General features: G+C 62.2%; 25 protein-coding genes and 1 pseudogene. 11 read left to right on the top strand and 15 right to left on the bottom strand.

Annotation, left to right across the window (positions count from 1 at the left end):
- Window positions 1-147 precede the first annotated feature (147 nt).
- The 4 genes from V9L18_RS10820 (at window position 148) to V9L18_RS10805 (ending at window position 4,388) form a co-directional block, all read left to right on the top strand.
- On the top strand, window positions 148-1,449 hold the full coding sequence (locus V9L18_RS10820) for an aromatic ring-hydroxylating oxygenase subunit alpha (protein WP_337347169.1): 1,302 nt from the start codon (window positions 148-150) through the stop codon (window positions 1,447-1,449).
- Complete coding sequence (locus V9L18_RS10815) at window positions 1,446-2,861, top strand: ferredoxin reductase (RefSeq protein ID WP_337347168.1); 1,416 nt, start codon at window positions 1,446-1,448, stop codon at window positions 2,859-2,861. The genes V9L18_RS10820 and V9L18_RS10815 overlap by 4 nt, the downstream gene beginning before the upstream one ends.
- A gap of 227 nt (window positions 2,862-3,088) precedes the next feature.
- Window positions 3,089-3,313, top strand: coding sequence for a hypothetical protein (locus V9L18_RS10810; protein ID WP_337347167.1), 225 nt, complete (start codon window positions 3,089-3,091; stop codon window positions 3,311-3,313).
- Window positions 3,314-3,326: 13 nt separating this feature from the next.
- Window positions 3,327-4,388, top strand: a complete 1,062-nt coding sequence (locus tag V9L18_RS10805; RefSeq protein ID WP_337347166.1) for a LacI family DNA-binding transcriptional regulator — start codon at window positions 3,327-3,329, stop codon at window positions 4,386-4,388.
- An 80-nt stretch (window positions 4,389-4,468) separates the two neighbouring features.
- Here V9L18_RS10805 and V9L18_RS10800 read toward each other — a convergent pair whose 3' ends face one another.
- Both V9L18_RS10800 and V9L18_RS10795 read right to left on the bottom strand, forming a co-directional pair.
- Complete coding sequence (locus V9L18_RS10800) at window positions 4,469-4,819, bottom strand: hypothetical protein (RefSeq protein ID WP_337347165.1); 351 nt, start codon at window positions 4,817-4,819, stop codon at window positions 4,469-4,471.
- 212 nt (window positions 4,820-5,031) lie between these two features.
- Window positions 5,032-5,514 (bottom strand): winged helix-turn-helix transcriptional regulator, encoded by a 483-nt coding sequence (locus V9L18_RS10795; protein WP_337347164.1) that lies wholly within the window; start codon window positions 5,512-5,514, stop codon window positions 5,032-5,034.
- A gap of 125 nt (window positions 5,515-5,639) precedes the next feature.
- Between V9L18_RS10795 and V9L18_RS10790 the strand changes: the two genes are divergently transcribed.
- Together V9L18_RS10790 and V9L18_RS10785 are read left to right on the top strand one after the other, a co-directional pair.
- Window positions 5,640-6,356 (top strand): SDR family oxidoreductase, encoded by a 717-nt coding sequence (locus V9L18_RS10790; protein ID WP_337347163.1) that lies wholly within the window; start codon window positions 5,640-5,642, stop codon window positions 6,354-6,356.
- A complete protein-coding gene (locus tag V9L18_RS10785; RefSeq protein ID WP_337347162.1) occupies window positions 6,353-6,928 on the top strand; it encodes a PaaI family thioesterase in 576 nt (191 codons plus the stop codon). Before V9L18_RS10790 ends, V9L18_RS10785 begins: the two co-directional genes overlap by 4 nt.
- A 388-nt stretch (window positions 6,929-7,316) precedes the next feature.
- Here V9L18_RS10785 and V9L18_RS10780 read toward each other — a convergent pair whose 3' ends face one another.
- Both V9L18_RS10780 and V9L18_RS10775 read right to left on the bottom strand, forming a co-directional pair.
- A complete protein-coding gene (locus tag V9L18_RS10780; protein WP_337347161.1) occupies window positions 7,317-8,351 on the bottom strand; it encodes an AAA family ATPase in 1,035 nt (344 codons plus the stop codon).
- Between the two features lie 224 nt (window positions 8,352-8,575).
- A complete protein-coding gene (locus V9L18_RS10775) occupies window positions 8,576-9,922 on the bottom strand; it encodes an aspartate aminotransferase family protein (protein WP_337347160.1) in 1,347 nt (448 codons plus the stop codon).
- A gap of 126 nt (window positions 9,923-10,048) precedes the next feature.
- Between V9L18_RS10775 and V9L18_RS10770 the strand changes: the two genes are divergently transcribed.
- On the top strand, window positions 10,049-11,644 hold the full coding sequence (locus V9L18_RS10770; protein WP_337347159.1) for a PucR family transcriptional regulator: 1,596 nt from the start codon (window positions 10,049-10,051) through the stop codon (window positions 11,642-11,644).
- Between the two features lie 54 nt (window positions 11,645-11,698).
- On the opposite strand, the gene V9L18_RS10765 is transcribed toward V9L18_RS10770, so the two are convergent.
- From V9L18_RS10765 to V9L18_RS10715, 11 genes are all read right to left on the bottom strand, one after another.
- A complete protein-coding gene (locus tag V9L18_RS10765; RefSeq protein WP_337347158.1) occupies window positions 11,699-13,204 on the bottom strand; it encodes a CoA-acylating methylmalonate-semialdehyde dehydrogenase in 1,506 nt (501 codons plus the stop codon).
- Window positions 13,205-13,559: 355 nt separating this feature from the next.
- On the bottom strand, window positions 13,560-14,354 hold the full coding sequence (locus V9L18_RS10760; protein WP_337347157.1) for a hypothetical protein: 795 nt from the start codon (window positions 14,352-14,354) through the stop codon (window positions 13,560-13,562).
- A 628-nt stretch (window positions 14,355-14,982) separates the two neighbouring features.
- Window positions 14,983-15,315 carry a DUF6510 family protein gene (locus tag V9L18_RS10755; RefSeq protein WP_337347156.1) on the bottom strand — a complete coding sequence of 111 codons (333 nt, stop codon included), beginning with the start codon at window positions 15,313-15,315 and terminating at the stop codon, window positions 14,983-14,985.
- On the bottom strand, window positions 15,312-16,049 hold the full coding sequence (locus V9L18_RS10750; protein WP_337347155.1) for a ferredoxin reductase: 738 nt from the start codon (window positions 16,047-16,049) through the stop codon (window positions 15,312-15,314). Before V9L18_RS10750 ends, V9L18_RS10755 begins: the two co-directional genes overlap by 4 nt.
- A 10-nt stretch (window positions 16,050-16,059) precedes the next feature.
- Window positions 16,060-16,650, bottom strand: coding sequence for a molybdopterin-dependent oxidoreductase (locus V9L18_RS10745; protein WP_337347312.1), 591 nt, complete (start codon window positions 16,648-16,650; stop codon window positions 16,060-16,062).
- A 168-nt stretch (window positions 16,651-16,818) separates the two neighbouring features.
- A complete protein-coding gene (locus tag V9L18_RS10740; protein WP_337347154.1) occupies window positions 16,819-18,387 on the bottom strand; it encodes an amidohydrolase in 1,569 nt (522 codons plus the stop codon).
- Window positions 18,388-18,449: 62 nt separating this feature from the next.
- Entirely contained in the window at window positions 18,450-19,601 is a 1,152-nt protein-coding gene (locus tag V9L18_RS10735) for an FAD-dependent monooxygenase (RefSeq protein WP_337347153.1), read from the bottom strand.
- Between the two features lie 44 nt (window positions 19,602-19,645).
- A complete protein-coding gene (locus tag V9L18_RS10730; RefSeq protein ID WP_337347152.1) occupies window positions 19,646-20,743 on the bottom strand; it encodes an ABC transporter ATP-binding protein in 1,098 nt (365 codons plus the stop codon).
- Complete coding sequence (locus V9L18_RS10725; protein ID WP_337347151.1) at window positions 20,740-21,555, bottom strand: ABC transporter permease; 816 nt, start codon at window positions 21,553-21,555, stop codon at window positions 20,740-20,742. Before V9L18_RS10725 ends, V9L18_RS10730 begins: the two co-directional genes overlap by 4 nt.
- Entirely contained in the window at window positions 21,552-22,418 is an 867-nt protein-coding gene (locus V9L18_RS10720; protein ID WP_337347150.1) for an ABC transporter permease, read from the bottom strand. Before V9L18_RS10720 ends, V9L18_RS10725 begins: the two co-directional genes overlap by 4 nt.
- Before the next feature lie 78 nt (window positions 22,419-22,496).
- A complete protein-coding gene (locus V9L18_RS10715; protein ID WP_337347149.1) occupies window positions 22,497-23,594 on the bottom strand; it encodes an extracellular solute-binding protein in 1,098 nt (365 codons plus the stop codon).
- Window positions 23,595-24,091: 497 nt separating this feature from the next.
- Between V9L18_RS10715 and V9L18_RS22055 the strand changes: the two are divergent.
- The 4 genes and pseudogenes from V9L18_RS22055 to V9L18_RS10700 all read left to right on the top strand — a co-directional run.
- Window positions 24,092-24,340, top strand: a pseudogene (locus V9L18_RS22055) (helix-turn-helix domain-containing protein); the annotation flags it as partial.
- 99 nt (window positions 24,341-24,439) lie between these two features.
- Window positions 24,440-24,718, top strand: a complete 279-nt coding sequence (locus V9L18_RS10710) for a cupin domain-containing protein (RefSeq protein ID WP_337347148.1) — start codon at window positions 24,440-24,442, stop codon at window positions 24,716-24,718.
- Window positions 24,719-25,560: 842 nt separating this feature from the next.
- Entirely contained in the window at window positions 25,561-25,791 is a 231-nt protein-coding gene (locus V9L18_RS10705; RefSeq protein ID WP_337347147.1) for a hypothetical protein, read from the top strand.
- Window positions 25,746-26,483: a thymidylate synthase gene (locus tag V9L18_RS10700; protein ID WP_337347146.1), complete on the top strand. Its 738-nt coding sequence runs from the start codon at window positions 25,746-25,748 to the stop codon at window positions 26,481-26,483. The genes V9L18_RS10705 and V9L18_RS10700 overlap by 46 nt, the downstream gene beginning before the upstream one ends.
- The last annotated feature ends 47 nt before the right edge of the window (window positions 26,484-26,530 follow it).

Raw genomic sequence — 26,530 nt, 5'->3', positions numbered from 1 at the left:
GCATGGTGATCTTCAGAATGTTGCGCTTTTGTTGCAGTTCAATCGTCCCTAATGTCTTGAGTACAAGGTTTTCGACAACGCCGCATGCACCGTCGCATCCGTGGCCGCCTCGAATCGTCACTACCCACGCCTCCCGGGAGGAAACACATGTCTGCTCCAGTCTTGCCCCTCAATTCACGCGGAAAACTCGCCTCATCTGTGCCTGCCGAGCAGCTGGCGGAAATCACCGAGTTGTTCGATTTCCGGCGCGTGGGATATTCCCTCGATGCCCCCTTCTACACCGATCCGACGATTTTCAACGTCGATATGCAGGCCATCTTTGGACAGCACTGGATCTATGCCGCCAGCATCGCCGAGCTCCCGGAGCCGGGCGACTACGTCACCGTCGACTACGGGCCCTACTCCCTGATCGTGCTGCGCAACGACGACGGCGGCGTGAACGTCCTGCACAATGTGTGCCGCCACCGCGGCGCCCGCGTCCTGACCGAACCCGCGGGGTCAACCGGAAACCTTGTATGCGGCTATCACTCGTGGACCTACTCCCCCGATGGCAATTTGATCCATGCTTCGGCCCCCGGGGAGACGAAGTTCGACAAGGGCTGCTTCGGCCTCAAGCGCGCCCACAGCCGCGTGGTCGCCGGACTCATCTTCGTCTGCGTTGCGAACGAACCGCCGGCGGACTTCGACGAAACCTCAAAGATCTTCGAACCGTACCTCGCACCCCACGACCTGTCGAAGACGAAAGTCGCCTACCAGCAGAACATCATCGAGGAGGGCAACTGGAAGCTCGTCATGGAGAACAACCGTGAGTGCTACCACTGCGACGGCCACCCGGAGCTCGCCTGTTCCCTCTTTCCCACCTGGGGACTGACGGAGGGCCTGATCCCGGCCCATCTCGAAGAAGTGTGGGACCGCAACAAGGAAGCGCAGGCCTCGCTTGAGGAGCGCTGCCGCCGCTATGGCCTTCCCTACGAGGTGGTGGAAGAGCTCGACACGCGCATCGCAGGAATCCGCATCTCCAGGGAATCGCTTGATGGCGACGGCGAATCGTTCTCCCCCGATGGGCACAGGCTTTCCAAGAAGCTGCTCGGTGACTTGCCGGACTTCCGCCTTGGCCGTTGCTCGATGCACCTGCAGCCCAACAGCTGGTTCCATTTCCAGAGCGACCACGTCATCACGTTCGGCGTCTTCCCCGTCAACGAACACCAGACCCTGGTACGCACCACCTGGTTGGTAGCTGACGACGCCGTGGAAGGCGTTGACTACGATCTGGAGAAACTCACCTATACCTGGAAGCAGACAAACCTGCAGGATAAGGCGTTCGTGGAGCTGTGCCAGACGGGCGCCGGCAGCCCTGCCTACGAGCCCGGCCCATACATGAAGAGCGAGTACCAGGTAGAGGCGTTCATCAACTGGTACGTGCAGCGCGTGCAGGAACACCTGGCATGATAGAACTCCTCACCGAGACGGCAGTCCAGGAGCCACAGCGCATTCGCGGTCTTGAGATGCCGTGGAACAGGGTGATGGGCAGCACCGAGGCACCCGCCCGTGCTGCCCGTGCCCTGGGCCCCTGGCATCCACAGGAGTTCATGGCCGAATGCGTGGAGACCGTTCCCGAGGCGGGCGGCCTCATGACCTTCGTATTCCGCCGTTGCGACGGTGCGCCCTTGGCGTTCCGTGCGGGCCAGTACGTGAACGTGGCTTTTCCGGTGAACGGCGAGGACCAGGATCCGGTGGACCGCAGCTATTCGCTGTCCAGCTCCCCGACTGAGCCGTGGACCTTCAACATCAGCGTCAAACGCGACTCCACAGGACTGGTTTCACCATGGGTGCACGAGAATGTTAAACCCGGCACTGTGCTCGAGATGCTCGGACCGGTCGGCGCATTCCACTTGCCGGATGCCGACCGGCGGGCACGGTATCTCTTGCTGGCCGCAGGCGCAGGCATCACCCCCATCATGTCCATGGTGCGGACCATCCACTCCCTGCCCGGACATGCAGATGTTGTAGTGCTCTACCACGGAGCGGAGGCCGGAGGCTTTGCTTTCCACAAGGAGCTGGCCTACATCGCGTCCGTGGACTCGCGCATCAAGGTCTTCTACTCCCTGGGCGACCGCAACAAACCCGAGGGGTGGGAAGGGCTCAGCGGAAGGCTGACGGCAGCCATGCTGGATGAGGTGGCCCCCGATGCAAACGGCCGCCAGGTCTATGCCTGTGGCCCCGAGGGTTACTTGAATACTGCCACCGATCTCCTGGGGAAGGTTGGCGTCGACGACACTTCCATCTACATGGAATTTTTCTCGGGAGACCGCCAGACGCTCCTTGAATATCAGGCGGAGCTCGCGCTCGCAGTGGACATTGCCGAGGAGATCGCCGAGGAAATCGCCGATTCCGCCGAGGACTACTACGAAGGCCAGCCCACCGCGTTCGGACTCTACGAGCCCGGCTACGACGCCGACGGTCCCCTCAAGGCCACAGGGTTGCCGCTGGAAGCCATGGGCCCGAACTCACCCGATTCCGGGGACTCCGACGGCGGTTCGGCTGCGGAAGCGGAGGCAGTGTCACCCGATGCTTCGAGCTTCGACACAGTCGGAACGGGAAGCCTCACCTTGTCCTTCATGCGAACCGGCATTAACGTGCGCATCGACCCCACCGAGCACATCCTGGGTCCGGCCCAGCGTGCGGGCGTCAGGATCGGCGCGAACTGCAAGGAAGGCATGTGCGGCTCCTGCAAGGTCGTCAAGCTTTCCGGGGAGGTCGAGATGAACCACCAAGGCGGGATCCGGGCACGGGAAATCGATGCCGGCAAGTTCCTGCCCTGCTGCTCCACCGCACGGACCGACATGGTGATCGATGCCTAGCCGCTTCCAGCAGCTCTAGGCCGGGGCGGGAAGTCTCGCCCCAGCCTAGAGCTGCCTCGGCGACGCAGCAGCAGGTTCTCGACCAGGGCGGTCATCCGGAGCGTGTGTGGTTCTACTACTAGGGGCGTGCAAGAAGACCCAACAAGAGTCGAATTGACCTTCTTGACCGATACAGAAGCACCTTGCTACTATATCGGTACAGAACCCGATTCGAGAGGAGTCTTCTCATGGAAACCCTTCAGTACTCAGCACACACCCCGGCCTTCACGGCCAGCCTTGCGCAGTCAGCCATGCCGGACGCTCCCGTCATTCCCGAGGAAGCAGGAGCGCATCACGCTGGTCTGATCCTGCGTGTTCGCGTCGCCGTGTCTTCGGGTCTCCTGTGGGCGGCGAAGGCCGTGGCTCCGTCTGGCGCTCCCGCCGCAATGGCGACCATGAGGGCGCTGGGCTGAAATACTGGCTGGTATGGGAAACGTGACGCTGCAGACCATCGCCGACCATGTGGGGGTGAGCCGGATGACGGTGTCGAACGCTTTTTCACGCCCCGACCAGCTGTCCGCGGAGCTCCGTGACCGGGTCCTCGCTGCGGCCACGGAGCTCGGCTACGTCGGACCCGACCCCCGGGCCCGCGCGCTCAAGCGGGGAAACACCGGGGCGGTGGGCGTGCTACTGACCAAGTCCCTCGCGTACGCATTTACGGACGATGTCGCGATGCGCTTTTTCGGCGCAATCGCCGAAGAAGTCACCAGCCAGGGCCTTGCCCTGACGCTGCTGTCGGCCGACGAAACTGGAACACATGTGCCAGCGCGGGACGTTGGCATGGACGGAGCGCTGGTCTACTCCTGCGACCCGACATCCCCGGCCCTGGGTTGGCTACTGAAGCGCCAACTGCCCCTTGTCTATGTCGACCAGGCCGAACAGACGGATATCCCCAGCGTCAACGTCGATGATTACCGTGGCGCGCAGGCCGCCGCACGGCACTTGCTGGATCTGGGCCACCGGAAAGTTGGCCTGCTGTACAGCGCCCCAGAGCCGGAGATTGCCATTGATCAGGCCCCCGATCCATCCCTGCTGCCACACGCCGTCCGACAACGGTACCTGGGCTGGAAAAACGAACTGGACAAGGCAGGCGCCACCGCGCGCACCGCAGCGGTGCCCATGGGCGGGCGCGAGCAGCACTACGAGGCCGCCCGGCAACTCCTCAGTCTTGGCGAAAGGCCGACCGCTGTGCTGTGCTTCTCCGACGTCATGGCAGCGGAGGCCATCCGCGCAGCACACGACCTGCAGCTCCAGATACCGGAAGACCTATCAGTTGTAGGATTCGACGACAGCCCGGTAGCGATGCAGCTTCGCCCAACACTGACCACCGTGAAACAAGACTTCGCTGAGAAAGGCCGTCTGGCGGCCAAACTCATGACAGACGCCCTGGCGACCAAGGCAGCCTCAGCACCCGCCAGGCACTATCTGCTGCCAACAGAGCTCATAGTCCGGGAAAGCACAGCACCGCCACGCGCAGCAACACGTTGACCGACGACCCGGGATGTGGCCACTGACTGGCAAGAATGCAGAGCAGCAACGCAGGGTGCGCAGCAAGCCATCATTGGGGTCTAAAGCACGGGAGTTAGAAGTAGCTGGGCGGCTGGGCGCGGGTCGTCGGCCATCGACCACTCTGCGGCCGCCCGGAAGCCCTGCGGAAGTGGCTGGCACGGGCGGCTCAGTCGTGGCTCTTCACCTGGGACGACGTTTCCCACCGCATTCACGATGACAGTCACAATGCAGTCGTTTGTGCTTCGAAGCTGGCGACTTCTTCGAGAATGATCGGCGCGGCGGCGGTGATGGCTGCATAGATGCCCGATAACGCTGGCGATTTCCATGACTTCGAGCATTTCCTCGATCGTTGCGCCGTAACGGAGCGCGTTCTCCATGTGCACGTTGGTCCCCCGCTCGTAGAGTTGCATGGCGGCAATGTCGAAGGCCTGTACCCGAAGACCGGCCAGCGATACACATCCGGCTATTCGCCCTATGACACCGCGACATCACAGTCAGTCTGCTTCGAGAAGCCACCTGAAGCTTGATTCCAGGGAATCCGCCCGGCGGAACACCCGGCGCAACGGCGCCCAGGGGACGACGGCGGGAGGTACCGCCGTCGTCCCCTGCCCGGTTCTAGTTCTTACTGGTCAGACGCCGGGTCCGCACCGGCCGCTGACACTAGCGGTCCGAGCACCAGACTTCCTGGGGTGAACTCCTCACCGCAGTCCGCACACGACACCACCGGCTTCAGGTCGGCCCCGCAACTGTGCCGGTACGAGGCACGGGGTGTCTCGTCGCGCATCCATGTACTGCTCCACGCTGCGAGTGAAATGAGGATGGGCGCGACCTCGGCCCCGGAAGCTGTGAGGTGGTACTCGTAGCGCGGGGGGCGCTCGGAGTACTGGACACGCTCGATCACGCCTTGGCTTTCAAGCGTGCGCAGTCGTCCCACCAGGATGTCTCGGGACGCACCAGTATTTCGCGCGATCTGATCGAACCGGTGAACGCCCAAGGACATCTCGCGAAGCGCCAGCAGCGCCCACCGCTCCCCGAGCACATCGAGCCCCGCCGCGATGAAACACGCCCTAGGCGCATCTACTGCCATGTCGGTCGGCCGATTCATCCTGCACCTGCTTTCGGTAACTTTCTTCAAGTATACAAGTCAGTTGGAAAATCCAACTCACTCCACTACTCTGATGTCCTGAGGTCGCTACAACCGCGTCCGCCCATTTGAGATCAGGAGAATCCATGCCACTGCTATCTGGCGCCGTCGTCCTTGTTACCGGCGCAAATGGAGGCCTGGGCCGCGAGCTCGTGGACCAGGCCCTCGCACGAGGTGCTGCGAAGGTATACGCGACGGCCCGCCGCCCGCAAGAGTGGAACGACTCCCGGGTAATCCCCCTCGCCCTCGATGTCACCAACCCTGACTCGATCCGGGCCGCCGTTACCCAGGCCCAGGACGTCACCGTTCTGATCAACAACGCCGGCATGAGCGTCGAATCGGACACGTTCTTGGCACTCCCCGAAGAGAAGGTCCGGGAGGTCATGGAGACCAATTTCTTCGGACCGGTCGCCTTGACCAGGGCATTCGCACCGGTACTCGCCGCGAGCGGGACATCAGCGGTCCTCAACATCCACTCGGTGCTCAGCTGGATCGCACTCACCGGCGCCTACAGTGCATCAAAGGCCGGGCTGTGGTCGGCGACCAACTCCTTCCGCGTGGAACTGGCCCCTCAAGGCACGCGCGTCACGGGTGTTCACGTCGGCTACATGGACACAGATATGGCCAAGGGCGTGAATGCCCCGAAGACCTCCCCCGAGGAAGTCGCGCGAAAGTCGTTCGATGGGCTCGAGCAGGGGGATTACGAGGTCATCGTGGACGAAATCAGCGCCGGAGTGAAGCGCGGCCTGTCTGGCTCGATCTCGGATCTGTACCCTGTACTGGCAGCCAACATCCCCGTATGACCACGACAAAGCCTGAAGACCGGCAGAGCTCTAAGGAGGAAACCCCGGTGACAACCAACACCTCGGCGCAACGCTCGGAAACCTTCACCTGGATTGATCCGGCAATCGCGCTCGAACAACTGCCACGACTGTCGGGTCTGGACTACTTTTCCGGCCTCCGCGACGGCAGCATTGCGCCGCCGCCGATCGCTTCCCTCATGAGTTTCGATCTCGTCGATGCCAGGCACGGACACGTCGAGTTCCAGTGCTCGCCGGGAGAAGCGCACTACAACCCCCTCGGAGTGGTGCACGGCGGCTTGGCCTGCACGCTCCTCGACACAGTGCTCGGCTGCGCAGCACACACTACCTTGGAGGCAGGGATCGGCTACACCTCTATCGATCTGGCGGTCAAGTACCTGCGACCCATCACGCTCCAGAAGGGTGCTCTGCGCGCAGAGGGGTCAGTCGTAAAATCCGGCTCGCGCGTGATCTTCACCGAAGGCCGCCTCAGCACCGCCGACGGAGAACTCCTGGCCACCGCCACGAGCACGCTGCTCATCATCCCCCACCAACCGGGCGCTCTGGCAAAATGACTGATACCGGCACCGCCCCTGCCCTGACGCCTGCCCCTCAGGATCGCGCAGTGCCGGTCTTGGCGGCGGCTGGTCCGCCGCGAGGAGCTCTCTCGGGTTCCCTGATGTGGCCGGAGGAAATCCTCTAGGGGCAGCGGACTCGCTGTGGCTGATCCCGAGGCGCGACAGTGTGGAGCTGAGAGGTACAAGCTCCCGCAAATGCCGGAAAACGCCAGTGGGGCCGTGCCGGGCGGTTCCGATGATGGATCGCGGTTCAGCTCCCTATTCCGAGATGTGGTCGAGGGCATTCCTCTGTGCGACTGTCTTGATGTGCGTCCCAAGCTGGTTGAGCCGAGAGCCCCTCTAATACAGATTAATTGCGTAGGAGATTTCATCCAGGAGGCGGCATTCAGACCAGCCAACGCCACCAGCGTGACCGCTCCGGTTCCGGCGTCGGTTCCGGCTCCGGCTCCTCGCCCAAGGCCAGCGCGGCCTCGACAATGTCGTCCGCTGTGAGCGTCATGACGGCCTCACGATCAAGCGCGTCGAGACTTTGCTCCTCGTCGAGCGACAGCCGCAGCGCCTGACGGTTGAGCGCCTGCTCGAACAGGGTGCGGGCGAACCGTGCATTGCCGGAGTCCTCGCCCGCGTGCAGCCCCGTGAAGATGCGCCGCAGCATCTGGTCCGCACCCGGCTCCAGCCTATATTCGTGCTGGGCCAGCATCTGGTGGAAGATCATCTGGAGTGCGTCGACGGAGTAGTCCGGAAACGTGATCTCGCGGGCGAACCGGGATCGCAGTCCGGGGTTCGAGAGCAAGAAAGACTCCATCAGCCGCGGGTACCCGGCCACGATCACCACCAGGCGGTGACGGTGGTCCTCCATCCGCTTGAGCAGGACCTCGATCGCCTCGGGGCCGAAGTCCATCCGGCCGTCCTCCGGGGCCAGCGCGTAGGCCTCGTCGATGAACAGGACGCCGTCCAGCGCACGCCGGATCACCCGGTCCGTTTTGATGGCGGTCGCGCCGACGTACTGCCCCACCAGACCCGAACGGTCGACTTCGACCAGGTGGCCTTTCTGCAGCAGACCGACCGCGCGGTACATCTCGGCCAGAAGCCGCGCCACGGTGGTCTTACCCGTGCCCGGGTTTCCGAGGAACACCAGATGCTGTGATGTGGCAACCTCCGGCAGGCCGTGCGCCTTACGGCGGGCCTGGACCTGGAGCAGTGCGACGAGGGCCCGCACCTGTTCCTTCACGGTCTCCAGTCCGACCAGAGCGTCGAGCTCGGCCTGCACCTCGGACAGCGGCCGGGCCGGCCCGGGCCTCGCACCGATGAGATCGCCGACCAGGTCGTCGACGCGCTCCGACCTGGACAGCTTGAGCTGATCGGCCAGATGGCCGATGGTTTCGCGCAAGTCGTCGAGCGGATTGCGGCTGGCAGCCATGCATCCACTGTAATACTCGATTCCCGACCGGCGTGGGGTTGGCCTCACCGGAAGCAACTCCCTTTTGGTCGCAGTACTCAGGCGGTACAGACGGTCTCTGTCGGATAGTGCTGGCACTCGCCGTGCTTTCGGTGCTCAATACGGCGAGCAGCCGGGTGCCACAGGTGTGAGGCGACCCACCCTTTCCAGGCGCGATTTGCCCCTGCCTAAGCCCGCGCGCAGGCCTAGAGGCCGGTGGCGGCGAGAGCCTCGTCGTAGATGGACAGTGCCTGGGCCACTTCTTCGGCCGTGACGACGGCGGGCGGGACCACGTGGATGCGGTTTTCAGCGATGAATGGCAGCAGTCCGCGGTCAAACAGTTCGGCCTTAAGGCGGCCCATGTAGTCGGCGGTGACAGGCGTGCGGGTGCTGCGGTCCTGCACGAGTTCGAGCGCCCAGAAGACCCCGCGGCCGCGGACGTCGCCAATGACATCGTGCTTTTCAGCAAGTGCCTGGAGGCCCGGCTCCAGGTGGTCGCGGCCGATGTGTGCGGCGTTGCCAACAATGTCTTCTTCTTCGAAGGCTTCGATGGAGGCGACGATGGACGCCGCGGCGATTGGGTGGCCTGAATAGGTCAAGCCGCCCGGGAAGACGCATTCGTCGAAAGTGGCTGCAATGTCGCCGGAGATGATGACGCCGCCCACCGGGATGTAGCCGGAGTTGACGCCTTTGGCGAAGGTAATGAGGTCCGGTGTCACGTCAAAGGCGTCGAAGGCGAACCAGTCTCCGGTGCGGCCGAAGCCGGCCATCACCTCGTCGAGGATCATCACGATGCCGTACTCGTCGCACAGCGCCCGCACGCCCTTAAGGTACCCGGGCGTGGGGACCAGGATGCCGGCGGTACCGGGAACGGTTTCGAGGAGAACGGCGGCAACCGAGTGCGGTCCTTCGGCCTGGATGACCCGGCGCAGGTGGTGCAGCGCCCGCTCGGTTTCCTGCTCAGGGGTTTCCGCCCAGAACTCCGAGCGGTAGAGGTACGGTCCGAACACGTGGACGTGGCCGCGGGAGTATTCATTGGGGATGCGGCGCCAGTCCCCCGTTGCCGCAATCGCGGCGCCCGTGTTGCCGTGGTAGGAGCGGTAGCCGGAAATGACTTTGTCGCGGCCGGTGTGCAGGCGAGCCATCCGAATGGCATTCTCATTCGCGTCTGCGCCGCCGTTGGTGAAGAACACCTTGTCCATGTTTTCGGGGGCGTGGGACAGGATCTTGGCCGCTGCCGTCGCCCGCACGTGGTTGGCGTGTGCCGGAGCCACGGTTGCCAGGCTTGTAGCCTGCTGGGCGATGGCGGCGATCACTCTCGGGTGCTGGTGGCCGATGTTGGTGTTGACCAACTGGCTGGAGAAGTCCAGGAAGGTGTTGCCGTCGTGGTCCCAGATGGTGCTGCCGGAGCCGCCGGCGATGGCCAGGGGGTTGAGGGATTTCTGCGCAGACCAGGAATGGAAGACGTTCGCCCGGTCGAGGGCAACGACGTCGGCATTGCTGAGGCCTGCGTTATCGATTGCTGTGTCCAGTAGTGCCGGGCTGGCGACCATGACGGTTCCTCTCGGTGGATGGATTGGGAAGTTCCTTCATCATCCGGTCCCAAGGGGTCGAGGCGCAGTATACGTTTGTACAATCAATCCAGTTCTGTTCGACGTTTTCACATCATGGGGTCCCTAATGCCACCCAGCCTGAACATCCTCCTCCGCAGCCGGTCGCTGAAGCTTCGACTGGTTGTGCCCGACCTTGGCTCCCCACAGCTCGAAGAACCGATCAGCTGGGTGCACAGCTCTGACCTTGAGGACCCCACACCGTTCCTGGACCCGGGCCAGCTGCTGCTCACCGATGGAACACAGTTCCCCATCGCCGGAGCGGGTGGTGATGGGGCCGGAACGACGACGGCGGAACAGGCACCCGAAGCCCCGCCGCGGAAAGTGCCGAACGGCCGGGGATATGAGGACTATGTTCGCCGGCTGGTGGACCATGGAATCGTGGGCCTCGGCTTCGCGACGCAGGTCATCCACGGGACATTGCCGCCGGGCCTTGAGGAGGCGTGCCGAAATCAGGGCCTGCCCCTGGTGGAAGTTCCGGACCGCACGCCATTCATCGCTATTATCCGCATGGTGGCCGACTACCTCGCGAGGGAAGAACATGCCCGGGCGGAGTGGTCACTGCAGGCGCAACGGGCCATTTCCCGTGCAGCGCTCCGGCCGGACGGCCTGACTTCCATCCTGGGCGAACTCGAACGGCAACTGCACAGTTGGGTGGCCCTGTACGACGCCGCAGGCAACTATGTCCGGATGCCGCGGAACCGTCCCGTACCCGCAAACATCGCTGCCCACGTTGGCCAGCGGGTACGGGACGCACTGGACCTTGGCACGCGTTCGGCCTCACACCTGGACATCGAAGGCCAGTCGGTGACACTGCAGACACTCGGCCGTAAGGGCAGTCTTCGGGGAGCACTGGTTTTGGGCGCCATCGAACCCCTGGATCCCGCGAGGGCGGACATCGTCAACAGCGTCATCGGCCTGGCCAGCCTGGCCCTGGAACAGGCTCGCACCCTTGACACTGCCCGCAGGCACCTCCGCGCCGGCGTCTTTGAACAGCTGCTGGCGGGCAGCACCGACGTGGCCCTCCGGACCGCGCGGCAAGTGTGGGGCCAGCTGCCGCGCGAACCGCTGCTGGTGACGGCCTCACGCCAGGACAGTCCTGCGCCGAACCTGCTTGAGGCCCTGGAACTCCTGTCCGACGATTACCGCGGCGCTGTGTTCTATGCGGTGCGCGGTGACCTGCTGATAGTCCTCGCGGCACGGGCCCACCAGGACAAGGTCCTGGAACTGCTTGAACGCCACGGTGCAGTGTGCGGTGTCTCGGCGGAAACCGCCATGAGTGGCCTGGCGGATGCCCTCGAGGAAGCCACGCGGGCGGTGCGCCGTGCCGCGGAGCTGGGCCGCGCCGTCGTCACATTCCCAGAACTGTCCGACGGCGGGATGCTGGGATTGCTGCGCGAAGAGAAGGCAGGGCCGGTGGCCCGCGGGCTGCTGCAGCCGCTGATTGCCCACGACGCCGCCGAACAGACTGAACTGCTGGAGACTGTCCGCGAATGGTTTGCCAACAACTGCGTCTGGGACAAGACCGCCAGACGGCTGGGCGTCCACCGGCATACCCTGCGCAACAGGATAGACGCCGCCGGCAGGATCCTTGGCCTGAACCTGGACGGCATGCGCGACCGCCTCGAACTCTTCGCCGCAGTGCAGTTCCTGGATGAACGATAAAGGGACACGAAAACTCCCGGCAGGCCTGCCGGGAGTTTTCGTGCCTACGGGCCGCTAGTTTTGCGGAAAGCCGAGGTTGATGCCGCCATGGCTGGGGTCCAACCAGCGGGACGTGATGGCCTTCTCGCGGGTGAAGAACTGGAAACCCTGCAGGCCATACGCCTTGGAGCTGCCGAAGATCGAGTCCTTGAATCCACCGAAGGAGTAATAGGCCACTGGCACCGGGATGGGTACGTTGATGCCCACCATGCCCACCTCCACCTCGTTCTGGAAGCGGCGGGCGGCGCCGCCGTCGTTGGTGAAGATCGCAGTACCGTTGCCATAGGCGCCGGAGTTGATCAGGTTCAGGCCTTCCTCGTAGCTGCGGACGCGGACTACGGACAGCACCGGACCGAAGATTTCCTCCTTGTAGACGCGTGAGGTGACGGGGACGTCATCGATCAGCGTCGGGCCCAGCCAGAAGCCGTTCTCGTCGCCGTCGACGTTGATGCCGCGGCCGTCCACCACGACCCGGGCACCGTCTTCCAGTGCGACATCGATGTAGGCCGCCACTTTGTCGCGGTGCTCGCGGGTGACCAGCGGGCCCATGTCGCAGTTCCGGCGACCGTCGCCGATCCGCAGCGTTGCCATCCGGGAGGTGATCTTCTCGATGAGTTCGTCGGCGACGGGCTCCACGGCGACCACCACGCTGATGGCCATGCAGCGTTCGCCGGCGGAACCGAAGCCAGCGTTGATGGCAGCGTCGGCAGTGAGCTCAAGGTCGGCGTCGGGCAGGACCAGCATGTGGTTCTTCGCCCCGCCAAGTGCCTGGACGCGCTTGCCGTTTCTGGCGGCGGTCTCGTAGATGTACTGGGCGATCGGGGTGGAACCAACGAAGGAGATGGCTTTGACGTCCGGGTGTTCCAGAAGCCCGTCCACCGCTTCCTTGTCGCCGTGGAGGACGTTGAAAACGCCGTCCGGCAGGCCGGCTTCGGTGAACAGCTCAGCGAGCCAGTTGGCCGCCGTCGGGTCCTTCTCGCTCGGCTTCAGGACCACCGTGTTGCCGGCAGCAATGGCGATCGGGAGGAACCACAGCGGCACCATGGCAGGGAAGTTGAACGGGCTGATGATGCCCACCACTCCCAGGGGGGACTTGGTGGAGTAGACGTCCACACCGCTGGAGACGTTTTCTGAGTGCTCGCCCTTGATCAGGTGAGGGAAACCGGTTGCGAGTTCGACGACTTCCTGGCCACGGGTAATTTCACCCAGAGCGTCAGAAACGACCTTGCCGTGCTCGGCGGTGATGATCTCCGCAAGTTCGCCCTTGCGTTCATTCAAGAGCTCGCGGAAGCGGAAAAGGATCTGCTGGCGCTTCGTGATGGACAGATCACGCCAGGCCGGGAAAGCCTTCTGCGCCGAGGAGATGGCGGCCTCAATGTCAGCGGCGTTGCCGAGTGCCACCCGCTTGGTCTCGATCCCGCGGGCAGGGTCGAAAACCGGAGCAGTACGGTCCCCTGAGGACGGTGCTTCTTCTCCACCAATCCAGTGGGACAGGACGGGAAGTTCTTGGTTGACTGACACGTTTCTTCTCGCTTTCGGGATGTTAGTACAGCAATGCCGGAGCGGCCTGGAGCCACGCTACTCGGAAGACGACCTCCAATGACCCACGACATATGTCATGCCTGTGGGCGACGTTTCGACACATGTATATAACAGGGGACGAAAGGCTTGGCGCTTAGCGTTTTGGCATCACCCGCACGCCCGAGGAGTCTTCATGAAGAGACACATGCCCACGTCCATCGGATTCGCTGCGGCAAATCTGTTCCCGTCCTGCACATTCGACTGCAGGGCGCAGGCTTGGCCGGCAAATCCACGCCGCCGCCCAGCTCAGTGCCCAGGGCAGAAGTCTTGTTTCCGGCCGGAAGCTTGCGGGGCCTCAGACAATCAGGTTGAGCGTGAGTTCCATGGCGCCGAGAAAGAGTGCCAGAACCGATGTGCCAAGCCCAGCCACCAGGAGCAGACCGGGGTGCGCCAGACCCACCACGACGCGCCTGAGTTGGGGCGAATGCCGCAGGAATCTCTTGGGCAGCCGCGAATCCTGTGGGTTCTGGCGCCAGCCGCGGAGACGGCGAAGGAACCACGCGCACCGCACAATGAGCGCCATCCACAACACCGACACAACCAGCGGGACCGCCGCCAGGAGCAGGTTGAACCCCAACGACGTCACCTCCCGCTCCGAGTTCCCGGCCAGTGCCTGCACCGTTGTGGAAATCGAGGCGCTGGCCACCACGGATAATCCCCACACCATAAACGCAGCCGTCAGCGCGAGGAACCGGACAAAGAAGTGCGCGAGCACCGATTCCTTTTGGGGCTTGAGGTACCGGCGCGGGGTCGCATGGAGCACGGCCACAGTGCAAGCCAGCGTGGGCAGGGCAGCCATGCCCACAAATACGTACCAGGTCCAGCCGGCCAGGTCCACGAACTCGTCAACAATGATCAGCGACGCCCAGAAACCGGTCCACGCCCAGCCTGCATGCAACGGATTCCGGACTAGCCAGGCGGGCGGCCGCTGAAGCAGCGGGACAGTCGGCGCGGTAGCAGACGGTGAGGCAGGGTCCGGGACCCCTATTTTCTTGGGCACAACAGCAGCAGGACCGACGCCAACTGGGCCGTCAGGCAGAGCCCCAGCCTTGGCGTGCCGCGGCTTTTGCTCCCCACTCGCCATGCTCATGGGCTCACTGTAGCAATGCGGAGACTGGGTCCGCCGTCGACCGTCCGCACGGTAGGTACGGGGCGGGCAGGCGAACCCTTTGCAGGATATCGGCGGCCTCGGACCGCCCTTCTTGCCGGCGCTTGGCGGAATCTCCATTACCCGAGGAACACGTCTCCATTTACTCGGCCCAGACCGCCGAAATCCATGTTGACCGGACAGGAAGATGGCCATCGTGCGAGCAGCGTGACGGACAGGACCAGGCCTTCCGTTTCTCCAATTCAGCGAAAGTCGCCGTCAAGTTTTTATTGTTATTACGTAAACTCTACGATAGTTTCTTTCAAATGTGCCAGCAGGCGGAGGGCCCACTAGCCAGGATCCTGATCCCGCCACCTACATGCACAGACCGCTCCTCCTCCGGAGAATCCACCCCTCCCCCGAAAACATCGCCAATCCGTCCCGCCCTCTTTTACGCATTAGTCTGAGCTCCGTCGATACGCCGCACCACTGCGGGCGGGGATCCCCAGCATGCTGAGCCCTCACTCCACCGCGAACCGCCAAGGCTCGGCGGTGTGCTGCTCCTGCTCTCCGAGCCCAAGGAGGCGAAGGAGTTGCCGCCCTGACTCGGGTGATTCAGCGTTCCCGTGGCCTACTCGCCGCGGCTGATCTCCAGGTAGCTGAGGCCGCTCAGATCCAACCAGTATCGGGTTGGTGTTTCCACCAGCCTCAGCAGGACACCCTGGCAGTTGCGGCAGCGCACCACGATGCCGGGCGCGTCGGTGTACACAATGGCCTCACCAAAAGCCTTCACTGAACCGCAATGCCTGCAGCGTCCGAGCGCCGCGATGATGTCGATTCGGAACACTTCCGACAGCGCGCCGGCCGTTGCGTTACCATCCAGGTACGGAATCGGATCATGGGGCGGTGCTGCAATATCTTGGTCGTCCGAGTCAGGGACAACGAAATCGTCCGCGCCGTTCACTGGATACCTCCCGTCCCGCCAAACCGTTCGGTCTTTATCGACTCCACCGGGTAGCCGGCCACCACCAGCCAGTCCGCAACGGTCTCCACGAAAACCGTTTGGCCGCAAATGAACACATCCGGATTCTCCTCAGCCGGGAAGATCTTGCGCAGAAGTGTGTCCGACGTAAGCCGCCCCGGCGTAACCGGCCAGCCCTCCGGCGCCGAGCGCGTATAGACATAGTCGACCATCAGCTTGTCCGATTCACGGTCCAACCGACGCAGCTCTTCGCTGTAAAGCGAAGAATCCGGTGACTTGAGGGAATAAAGCAACCTGAAAGGGGACTCGTTGGTGGAAGCCTCATGAGCGCGGATCATCGACATCAACGGCACCACCCCTGACCCTCCCCCGATCAGCTGCACCCGCTTCCCATTACCGGGCCGCCAGACAAACCAGCCGCCCACCGGCCCTCGGATTTCCAGCCTGTCCCCGACCGCAAGGTCCCGGACCAGATAAGGTGACACTTCGCCGTCGGGCAGCTCGTCAACCGTGATTTCCAGATGCTCATCCACACTCGCGGATGCCAACGAGTAAGAGCGGATCGCAGTGTACCCGTCCTCGGCGGTGAGGCGGACGTCGATGTGCTGGCCCGCCAGGTGACCCATCAAGCCACCCACGCGCAACCTGATGGTCCGGGCTGTGTCATTTTCCGGGACTCCGCCTACCACTTCGGCGACCTGCCACTGTGTGCTCACGAGACGTGCCTCATGAGTACCGCTCCTCGCGCCATGGGTTGCCGTGAAGGTGATAGCCATTCGATTCCCAGAACCCGGGAAGGTCTTCCGCTGTCAATTCCAGGCCGCGAATCCATTTGGCGCTTTTCCAGAAATATAGCTGCGGCACCAAAAGCCGCGCCGGGCCGCCGTGGGCGCGTTCAAGACGTTGGCCATCGAATTCCCAGACCACCCAAGCCTTGCCGCCCAGGAGGTCCCACAGCGGAAGGTTGGTTGTGTAGCCGCCGAAGGAATGAGCTGTGGCGAAGTCGCAGGTGGTTTGGACGTTTTCGAAGAGCGTGTCCAATGAAACGCCACGCCACCGAGTTCCCAGTTTTGACCAGCTGGTCACGCAATGAATGTCCGCGGTGACTGACTCCTGCGGCAAGGCCATGAATTCGTTCCAGGACCAAGAGAGCCGCCGGCCGGTCTCCGCGACGATGAAAAACTCCCATTCACCGACGGGAATATGCGGAGCAGGCCCCGCCGTAAGCACAGGAAAATTCTGCGTTTCATGCTGCCCGGGAGGCAGTGCGGGATTCTGGGACCGGCGTCCACGGAAACCGGAAGAAACAATACCCATCATGCACCTCCGCAGTGGAGCCTCACCCCTGCCGGCAACAGTTGATGCCCCCAACGATAAGACAACGTTTGGACGTGGTCTAGGCATCAACTGTTTCAGCTCAGTGCGGGTGAAGGCCTAACCGCTGCAGGTGTCTGACGACCTCAGCGACGACAGTATGTTTGCCCATCACACCGCAGCCTCCACAGTGATATCGGCGAGCCGACCGAAGACTTCGAGGCCTCCGATGATCGAAACTTTGGTATCGATCCTGTCGAAATCTGCCAGGTCGGTCAGGTGCGGGTCGCTGCCGACAACGATCAGGTCGCCCAGTTTCCCCACCTCAAGGCTTCCCTTCTCGGTCTCCTGCCTGGTGGCATAGGCGGCGTCCGAAGTGTATGCGCGCAGGGCAGCCTGCACATCGACGCGCTCGGCATCATTGACCGGGACGCCATTCTTGTTGCGCAGCTCAAGCATGCATTTCATGGTGACCCAAGGGTTCGTCGTAAAAGGCTGTGCCCCGGCCGTATCCGAGTTCCCGGGAAGAATTCCCTGGATCGATCGGAGGGTCTTGATCGCATACTTGGAGGCTCCCGCCGGCAGCCGCTGTTTCGGCTCGTCCGGCTCGGCAAGGACGAATCCTGGGTTCGGTACCGCAATGCCGCCGGCTGTCACTAGGCGCTTTAGCTGGGCGGTACCGAAACTCTCGTTGAAGAAGTGCTCGATCCTCAGGCGGTGGTCCAGATCCGGATACAGTTCGTGGACACGTTCCACCGCTGAAACCGCAATCTCCTGCGCGAGGTCTCCGATGGCGTGCGTACAGACCTGGACCCCGTGTCTCGTAGCCTCGACGAGTTCTTGCACGAGCGTCGGATAAAGCCTGGTCAGAAGTCCCCACTTTTCCGCGTCCTTCCCGACGAGATCCGACCGGTACGCTCCGTCTCGCCCGCCGTCCATGAAGATCTTAAGGCCCTGAAGCCAGATACTGTCGTTGCCGAAACCGGAGCCGAGGCCGCGGAACGCCGCATCGGATACGGACGCGAGGGGTTGGTGACCTGGTCCGGCGGTAAGGAGCAGCCCCATCCGGGGGATGCTTCCCTTCGAGGCGAGCGTCCTCAAAGCTGAAATCCCGTTGTTGGATGCGGCAATTTCGTGGACGGTCGTGACGCCGTTCCTCATGAATAGCGTTCGAAGCGTCTCCTCCATGGCGTCCGTAAGAGCGTCGATTCCAGGGGCGGGAGCAGCAACTAGATCCCACCCTTCTTCGATGACTCCGTTCAGAGTCCCGTCCGGATTCTTCTGAAGGCGCACGCCGACGGGGGCGACGGTGTCTTCCGAGATGCCGCTGGCCTGCAGTGCCGCGGAGTTCAAGACGGATTTGTGCAACGTCCAGCGAATTGCTACCGGATGGTCGGGAGCCACCTGATCGAGCTCATCGCGTGAGGGCAGGTCCTGGCTGAATGTTCCCTGGAGCACAAGCCACGTACCCGGTTTTGTTGTGGCGCATTGTGACCGGATCAAGGCGAGGATTTGGGCCCGGTCGAGAGCTCGAACGTCCCGCCAGAAATGCCGCGACATTGTGATCAGCTCGACATGCGTGTGGACGTCGATGAATCCCGGAAGCACGGTGGCACCGCCGAGGTCGAAGATAGACGCGTCGGGGCCGAGGCTGTCGAGGACCGATGCCATATCTCCGACGGAGACGATTCGGTCGCCCTGGATACCGATCGAGTCGGCGACACGGCCCTCGTCGTCCATCGTCAGGATGTTGGCGTTGACTAAAGCGAATTGCCACTGTTGCATCTGCCTATTCCCCCTGGTCACTGTTCGGCCGGTACGGTGTTACCCAGCGGTCGCGGCGCGACAGCCCCGCCGCGCCAATAGAATTCCCACCGCGATCCGAGGACGGGAGAGTTGGCGATGGCCGAGAAGAGCTTGCTGCGCAGCGGTGCCAGCGGGCGCGGCCACTTGTAGTTGAGTATGTCGTAGGCGGTCGTGAGTCGTTGGACCATGTTGATCCGCGGCCGGGAGGAGATTTCCCAGTCCGACAACGCCGTGCGGATGTCTGGCGTGGAAGCCACGCACTCCGCAAGTTCCCAGGCCGCGGCGATGGCAACGCCGGCCCCCTGACCAAAGTTCGGTGGCTGTGCGTGGGCGGCGTCGCCAATGATGGCGACGTTTCCCTTCACCCATGTATCACAGTGCACGACGTGGTGCCGGTGGTGGATCGACAGTTCCGGCGTTACTGCGGCAAAGTATTCCTCGAGGTGGGGGAAATGCCGTGTCCAGTAGGAAGTGTCTAGGGGAACTCGGGTCGCCCGGCTCTCCCTCTCGGGACCGATGATGAACATGTACGTGAAGTCATCGGAACAGGGTGCGATGCCGACGCGAAGCTGCCCGGACCAGTGCTCGGTGCTGAACGGGCCCTCCTTTTCCTGACGGGGCACTAGCACCCGCGTGGCTCCGTCTCCCAGTCCGATCTTGTAGCGGCCCAGGTCCAGCGAGTCGCGGACGCGGGAGTGCAGGCCGTCCGCACCGATGACCAGGTCTGCGCTCTCCTCAGTCCCGTCGGCAAAAAGGAGCGTTCCCGCAGGCGTCGCCCCGATGACCCGGCGACTGGTATGCAGACGCGCCCCGAGATCCAGTGCCCGCTCCTGCAGGGCGTTGTGCAGCTCGGACCGCAACGTGACGACCAGTCGTTCCTGGCTCAGATCACGGCTTGTGACCACACGCCCGTCCTCGTCGAGTATGCGTGCGGCCTCGATTCTGACGCCCTTTTTCTCCAGCAGGTCGGAAAGTCCGAGACGGTCGAGGACAGCAAAGCTGTTTTCTTTGAGATAAATACCAGCACCGATCTCCCGCGGCTCTGTGGCTTGTTCATAGACGTCGACGTCGAACCCGAACGACCTGAACGAGGCAGCGGCGGCCAGACCGGAAATGCCGGCCCCTGCAATGACAACTCTCTTAGACATTTTTCTCCTTGGCTGGATTTCAAGATCTTGATGAATGAGTGGCGCTAATCGCGCATTATGTTGATGGCGGCAGCGGGAACGAAAAGGTCGACATCGTCGCCGATACCGGCCGCGCACCCGCCGTCGATGTCGCGGCGTACGATGACCCGGCCGATCTCCGGCACGTGTGCCTGGATCTGCTCGTGTTCTCCCAGAAGATGGCACTCTTCGACCCGGGCGCGGAAGCGAAGTCCCGGAGCCGGGGAACTCCCTGCGCCGAGCGTGAAGGCCTTGGGGCGCACCGCCAGGGAAACTGGCCCGGTGAAGTCCGCGTGTGTGGGGAAAACCTGCGAATACGCATGGACCGCTCCGTCCCTCACCTCGCCCTGGAGAACGTTGGAGTCTGAGAAGAACTTGGCGACGAACGAGTTGGGCGGCCGATGGTAGAGCGACATCGGGGTGTCCAGTCCGGCAAAGCGGCCCTCGTTCATAATGGCCACCCGGTCGGAGAGGACCAAGGCCTCTTCCTGATCGTGGGTGACGTAAATGACCGTAGTTCCGATCTGCCGGTGGACGCGTTTGATTTCCTCCTCCATCTGCAAGCGGAGGCTTCGGTCCAAGGCGCCGAGGGGTTCGTCCATGAGCAGGATGTCCGGCTCATAGGCCAGTGCCCGTGCCAGTGCGACGCGCTGCTGCTGGCCGCCCGAGAGCTGAGCGGGCTTGCGCCCGGCGTGCTGGCCCAGTCCGACGATCTCGAGCATTTCGTTCACGCGTGATTCCAACCTGGCGCCGCTCCACTTGCGCAGCTTCAGTCCGTAGGCCACGTTCTGCGCCACCGTCATATGTGGAAAGAGTGCATAGTTCTGAAAGACCATCCCGAGTCTGCGCTCTGCCGGAGCCAGACTTCCAAGGTCCACGCCGTCTAGCCTCAGGACTCCGGAGGTGGCAGCTTCGAACCCGGCGATGATGCGCAGCAGGGTCGTCTTTCCCGAACCGGAGGGCCCCAGGAGGGTCAGAAATTCTCCTGGCCGCACGTCCAGGTCTATAGATCGGAGGACCTCGACGTATCCAAAGGTCTTGGTCAGTGCCCTGATATGGAGTGCACTGTCCTGTTCGGGTTTGCCGTGCACGTCCACGGGGGGTGCCTGCGTCGAGGTGATCACTTGATGTCCTTCCGGAGAGCGGAACCGGCGAGCATGATTGCCGCCGTCGTAATCATGAGGAGTGTGGCCATGGCCGTGATGGCGGGGTCCACCGCGTATTGAACGGAATCGAAGATGTACTTCGGCAGCGTGACCAGGTCTGCACCGCCGAGGAACGTGATGAACACGGCCTCGTCGAAGCTGCTGATGAACCCGAAAAGCATGGCCGCTATGATCGACGGGGCAAGCAAACGGACGGTTATGCTCGTCCAAGCCTTTAGGCGACTCGCCCCCATGGTCATGGCAGCCAATTCCAAGTCGGTGCGCACTTGGTCCAGTGAGGTTGAGAGCACGATAACGACCATAGGCAGCGCGTGGACCGTATGCGCCAGGATAATCCCCTGTTTTGTCCCCAGTAGGTCGAGTTGCGCGAAGACGGCATACATCCCCACCGCATAGGCCGATACCGGGATGACCAGCGGGGCGATCGCCGTGGCTTCCAGGATGCCCCGGCCTTTGAGCGCGCTGCGTTTCAGGGCGAACACCAGAGGAAGGGCGACGAGCAGTGAGCCAAGGGCAACATATGCTCCAATTTCCAGCGAGAGCAGGGTCGGCGATCCCCACTTGTTAGACGTAAACACATCGACGTACCGGTCCAGTCCCCAGTCCTTGGGCGGAAACGAAACCCGTTGGTCGTTGGAGAAGGAGAGGATCGCAATGAAGACCGCTGGACCGAGCAAGAAGAGCACAGCGCAGGCGACAAGCACCCTGCCCATGACGCCGGTGGCCCTATCGAACGCCCGGTTCCGGAAACTGGAAGTTGTGCGCATCATTTTCCGATCCCTTGTCGTAGTGCCTTCGCCCCGACGAACCTGAATGTCACGAGCAAAACAACCAGCGCCGTGAGCAGGAGGATGACGGATGATGCGGCTGCCCGCGGGTAATTGAAATAGGAGAAGATATCGTCGCCGATAACGGTGGCCATGAACGGCGATTGCGCACCGCCCAGCAGGACGGGTGTGATGTAGAAACCTATGCTGATCGCGAAGACGATGGCGCCTGCTGCGACGGCTCCGGATCGTACTAGAGGAAGCCAGACCGAGACCATGGCCCAGGTACGGGACGATCCCAGCACACTCGCCGAGTTGAGCAGTTCTTTGTCGAAGTTCACCATTGTCGGAAACATGGCCAGAACCGCGTAAGGGAGCATTGTGTACGTCATGCCCAGCACCACCGCCAGCGGTGTATACAGCAGCGGCAGGGGTTCGTCGACAAAACCGAACTGAAGCAGGACGGTGTTGACGAGTCCGTTCTTGGACAGCAGCACCGCCCATGCATACGACTTGACTACCACGCCCATCCAGAAAGGCAGGAGCACAGCCGTCCACAGGAGCGCCTTGGCCACAGGCTTTTGCGCTTTCGCCAATTGCCAGGCGAGGCTGCCGCCAAGCACCAGACAAAGGGCCGTTACAGTCAGCGACATGACCAGGGTGGTGAGCAGCCCGTTCCGGATGGCCGGCGAACCGAATGCGGCGGCGTAGTTCGAGAAACCTCCAGAGCCTCCGGTAAAGGAATCGACGCCGAGTTTCACCAGTGGGTAGACGATGAAGAGGAGAGCCATGACAACGAGCGGTGCGATCATGAGGAGGCTGGGAACAGTGGGCAGTACGGCACTCCACTGTCGTGTTCGTTGCACGGAGCTTGTTTGTGGCTCCTGACTGACTACAGGCATCCCGCTCTCCTTTTCCCCACCCTCGACGGACCAACGAGAAGCCTAGCCACGCAGGAACTCCTGCCAGCGGTCGTTGACTTCCTTGTAATTCTTGACGTACCACGCGTAGTTCATGACACCCAGAACCTCGCGGTTTGCGGGAAAGTCCGCGAGCTTGCTGGCAACGTCGGCGGGCAAGAAGTCAAAAGCCTTGGGGTTCGGCACCGAATAGCCGAGGGCCTCGGCCCACTTGGCTTCCGCCTCCGGATGCTTGGCGATCCACTCGATAAACTGCCAGGACGCTGCGCTGTTCGGCGACCCCGCGACGACGTTCCAGAAGCCGGGGTTATAGAGCCCCTGGTCCCAGTTAACCGTCATCGGAGTCCCCTGCTTGTCGACGGCATAGGCACGGCCGCTGTAGCTGATGCCCATGTCCGCCTCACCGGTGGCGAATACCTGCATGTTCTGATCGCCGGAGGACCACCAGGTGCCCATGGATGGCTTAATCTTCTTGAGGGTTGCGAACGCCCGTTCAAGGTCGATCTCGTGAGTGGCCAGATCTTCAACAGGAACCCCGGCCGCCACCTCTGCGAGGCTGAGGTTGACCAAGGGGGAGGTGGCGACGCTGGTGCGGGTACCAGGAAACGCTGCCGTGTCGAAAAGTTCGGTCGTGTTCGCCGGGCAGTTCGCGACTGCGTTTTTGGAACACGCGGAGATGTATCCGAGGCTGGACCAGCTAATACCGAAGTCAGTGACGGCGCTTTGCGGCAGCGCCTCGAGGATACGGCCCTTGACGTCCTCGGGCATCTTCTCGATGAGTCCCTTGTCATAGGCGATGTATGCATCCGGGCCCGAGGTCGAATCCAGCAGGTCCCATTCGATCTTGTTGGCCTGCTTCTGCGACTCCAGGGTCGCAACGTACTTTCCGGGTGCGTCGACAATCTTGACATCGAACCCGGTCTCGGCAACGAACGGGTCAACGAGGTGAGTCTTTGTCGCCGCTGTGAACGGGTTGCCCCAGCTCGCGATGACCAGCGATGGTTTGGCCTGGGCCGCGCCTTCCGGGGAAGAGCACGCCGCGGATCCCAGCAGCAAGCTGGCCAGCGCTGCCCCAAGGCCGACGCGGCGCCAAGGCGAAAGGGAGTTGTTACTGAATGGCATTTTTCAACCTGTCTATCTCGAAAATGGAAACCAACGGATATATCAGTGACGGAGCGGACCGATGACCCACATGACGCTCGTGTGGTGGGTCGGAAGGAGACTCAGCGTGGTCCCCAGCGGTGGCGCATCTTCGCACCTCTACCGCCTTCGTGGAACCAGCAGTCGTGAGACTTAAGTCACACCTAAGTTCTATCCAGAGAATATACTGGTACTTAAGTTTTTGGCAAGAGCGCAGTTGAGGCTTTCTGCGGACCATGACATAAAGAGCCTCGAACGGCCAGATCGCTGAAAGACCGGAGAAGTAGCTTGAATAGGCGCTCAAGTCCTCAAACTCTTGATCCCCTCCCGGCAGGCCGACAATGGATATCTTCAGGGGAAGTTCATCATTGGCGTGTAGAGCGGATGAAAGGATCCTGAAGTTCCACTACAGTCAAGACGATGAATGAAATCCAGTAGCTCTGTCGCCGCGCAGCCATCAACAGTTGAGGAACCCACTCATGCTCACCCGTAACGGTCCTGGCCAATCGTCTGAGAATCAAACACGAGAGGCAGAGGAATCGCCCCACGATCTGGATCTCGGCCGCCGGATTCGCAGTATCCGCCGAGGGAAAGGATTCTCGCTCCGACAGGTATCGGCCGAGGCAGGAGTGTCCGAAGGATTTCTCTCCCAAGTCGAACGCGGCAAGGCGAGTCCATCAGTGGCCTCGCTACGCCGGATCTGTCAGGCCCTCGGTGAGCCCATGGGAGCACTGTTTGCCGATCCCGCTGAAGCTGACGCTGGCAGTCCTCTGGTCCGGACCAAAGATCGGCGGCGCATTAGACGCGCCGATGGGAGCACAGAGTTCATGCTCACTCCGCGCGACGCACGGAAGCTGCAGATCCACCAGACCATCGTTGTACCCGGACGCTCGTCGGGCCCAGAACTGTATACCCACCACGGTGACGAAGAATGCATTATCGTTCTTGAGGGAACCCTTACGGTACGTACCGGCAGCAGCGAGTATGTCCTAGACGCCGGCGATGCCCTCCTGGTCGATCCCAAGATCGGACACGGCTTCGCAAATCACGGAAGCCGGGACGCCATAGTCCTGTGGGTCATTACCCCTGGGGGCCAGGACATGTAGGCAGGTGAGTTCCAGGCGCTGCTTCGCTGATTCGGACAGCGGAACCCCTGGCTGCGGTACGGAGGGCCGACTGTTTATTGGCGCACGGGTTGATTAGTCCGTTTCAGGGCGGAACCAGTAGATACATGAAGGCGCTTCTTGCACTATGATCCCGGGAGTGCGGCGTCGCAGTAGGGAACCTACCCAGCGGAGTCATCCGTCCTGCAGCACGGGCGGCTCGGCTAGGCACCTCCGCCATGAACCGGCACCGACGAACCCGGCCCGTATGCGGGAAGGGGCTGTCGTGGTTCTGTCGTTTTCCATGCCGAAACAGTGACACGGACCACCTGGCTTTCGTGAGTCAACCAGCAAAAGTCTGCACCATTTGACGCACTTGGGGACGGTTTACACACCGAAGCTGCACTTTTTGATGCTATGGGCCTCGACGAGTGGACGGGAACGAGTTGGCACCTTGACACTGAGTGGAGATGGAGACCCATCGGGGTCTTGTGGGCCTGTTGTGCCAGGAGCTCAGTCTCATCATTCCCCTTTTTCGAGTCCCGAAATGGAGAGACATGGACAATGGCGGCCCCGGCGAACTTTTGTACGTGCTGCGGGACGGACACCCGCGAACCAGGGCCGACCTTGCCCGGATAACGGGCCTGGGTCGAGCTGCCATCAGTTCTCGTCTTGAGCCCCTCCTAAAACTCGGGCTGGTTGTCCCCGTGTCGGATGCGGCTTCCACGGGAGGCCGTCCGTCGGCGCGCCTAGCCTTCAACCCCGGTGCCAGAGTGGCCGCTGCGGCCGGCGTCGGAGCTACACACGCGACAGTGGCTCTCACGGACCTGTCGGGAAGGATACTCGTGGAAACCACTGAACGACTTGAGATTTCGTGCGGACCGGAAGTTGTTCTGGACTGGCTGACAATGACGCTGACGGGTCATTTGAAAGCGATGAAGCGTCCGGCGAGGGACATCATCGCTTTCGGCATCGGACTACCCGGTCCTGTTGAAGGAACTGGAATGGCCAGGTTGATCAACTTGCAGTTGTGCTTCAGCGCTTCCACGAAGACATCAACACGAAGCGTGCCGTAGCGTCGATTTATGACCCGGCTCTCGATTTCGTGGAGTCCAAGGATATTCCCTGCAACAACTGGTTGAACTTCATCCAGCGCGACGGGCGACTTCACTTGAATGTTTCAGTTCGGGCGAATGATGCCATCTGGGGCTTCTCTGGCATCAACGTCTTTGAGTGGAGTGTGACCCAGGAGCTCATTGCTGCGTCTCTGGGCTTGGCTGTGGGAGAAATGAACTGGTTTGTCGGCTCCATGCACGTCTACGAGCGGCACTACACCGTGGCCGAACGCATCACGAGCAACGGCTCTCTCGAAAGCCCTTATCACTACGGCGTGCGGACTCTGCCCATACTGTCCACACTGGCCGCCTTCGACAACGGCATCCTTGGCCTGATCGATGTTGAAAGCCGGTTCAGAGTCGGCGAATACGCAGCCACAGCGAACCTCAGTGATCCGTTCCTTGACGGCTCAGAACAGATGCTGCGGATCTACAACATGCATCTCAATGGAATTGCACAGGATGACATCGTCGACGCAATAGGCAAGCTGCCCGCATCCGACTTCCGAGTCGGAGCAATCGAGTATTTCGCACGTAAATGGGATCTCTCTGTCTTCAACGAGCTGTCGCTCACGCCATCCGAACGCGCCTTCTTGAACTACCACGCGAACCAGGTCGTGAACGAGAACATCCGGCAGGACGTACTCGTCTAGTCGTGGCGAACATCAAATTTCTCCAAGTTGGGTACCTATGACGTCTG

Source organism: Pseudarthrobacter sp. CCNWLW217 (assembly GCF_037203985.1).
Lineage (GTDB): Bacteria > Actinomycetota > Actinomycetes > Actinomycetales > Micrococcaceae > Arthrobacter.
Note: the sequence above shows the minus strand (reverse complement) of the source record. Positions and strands in the feature narration are given on the sequence as shown.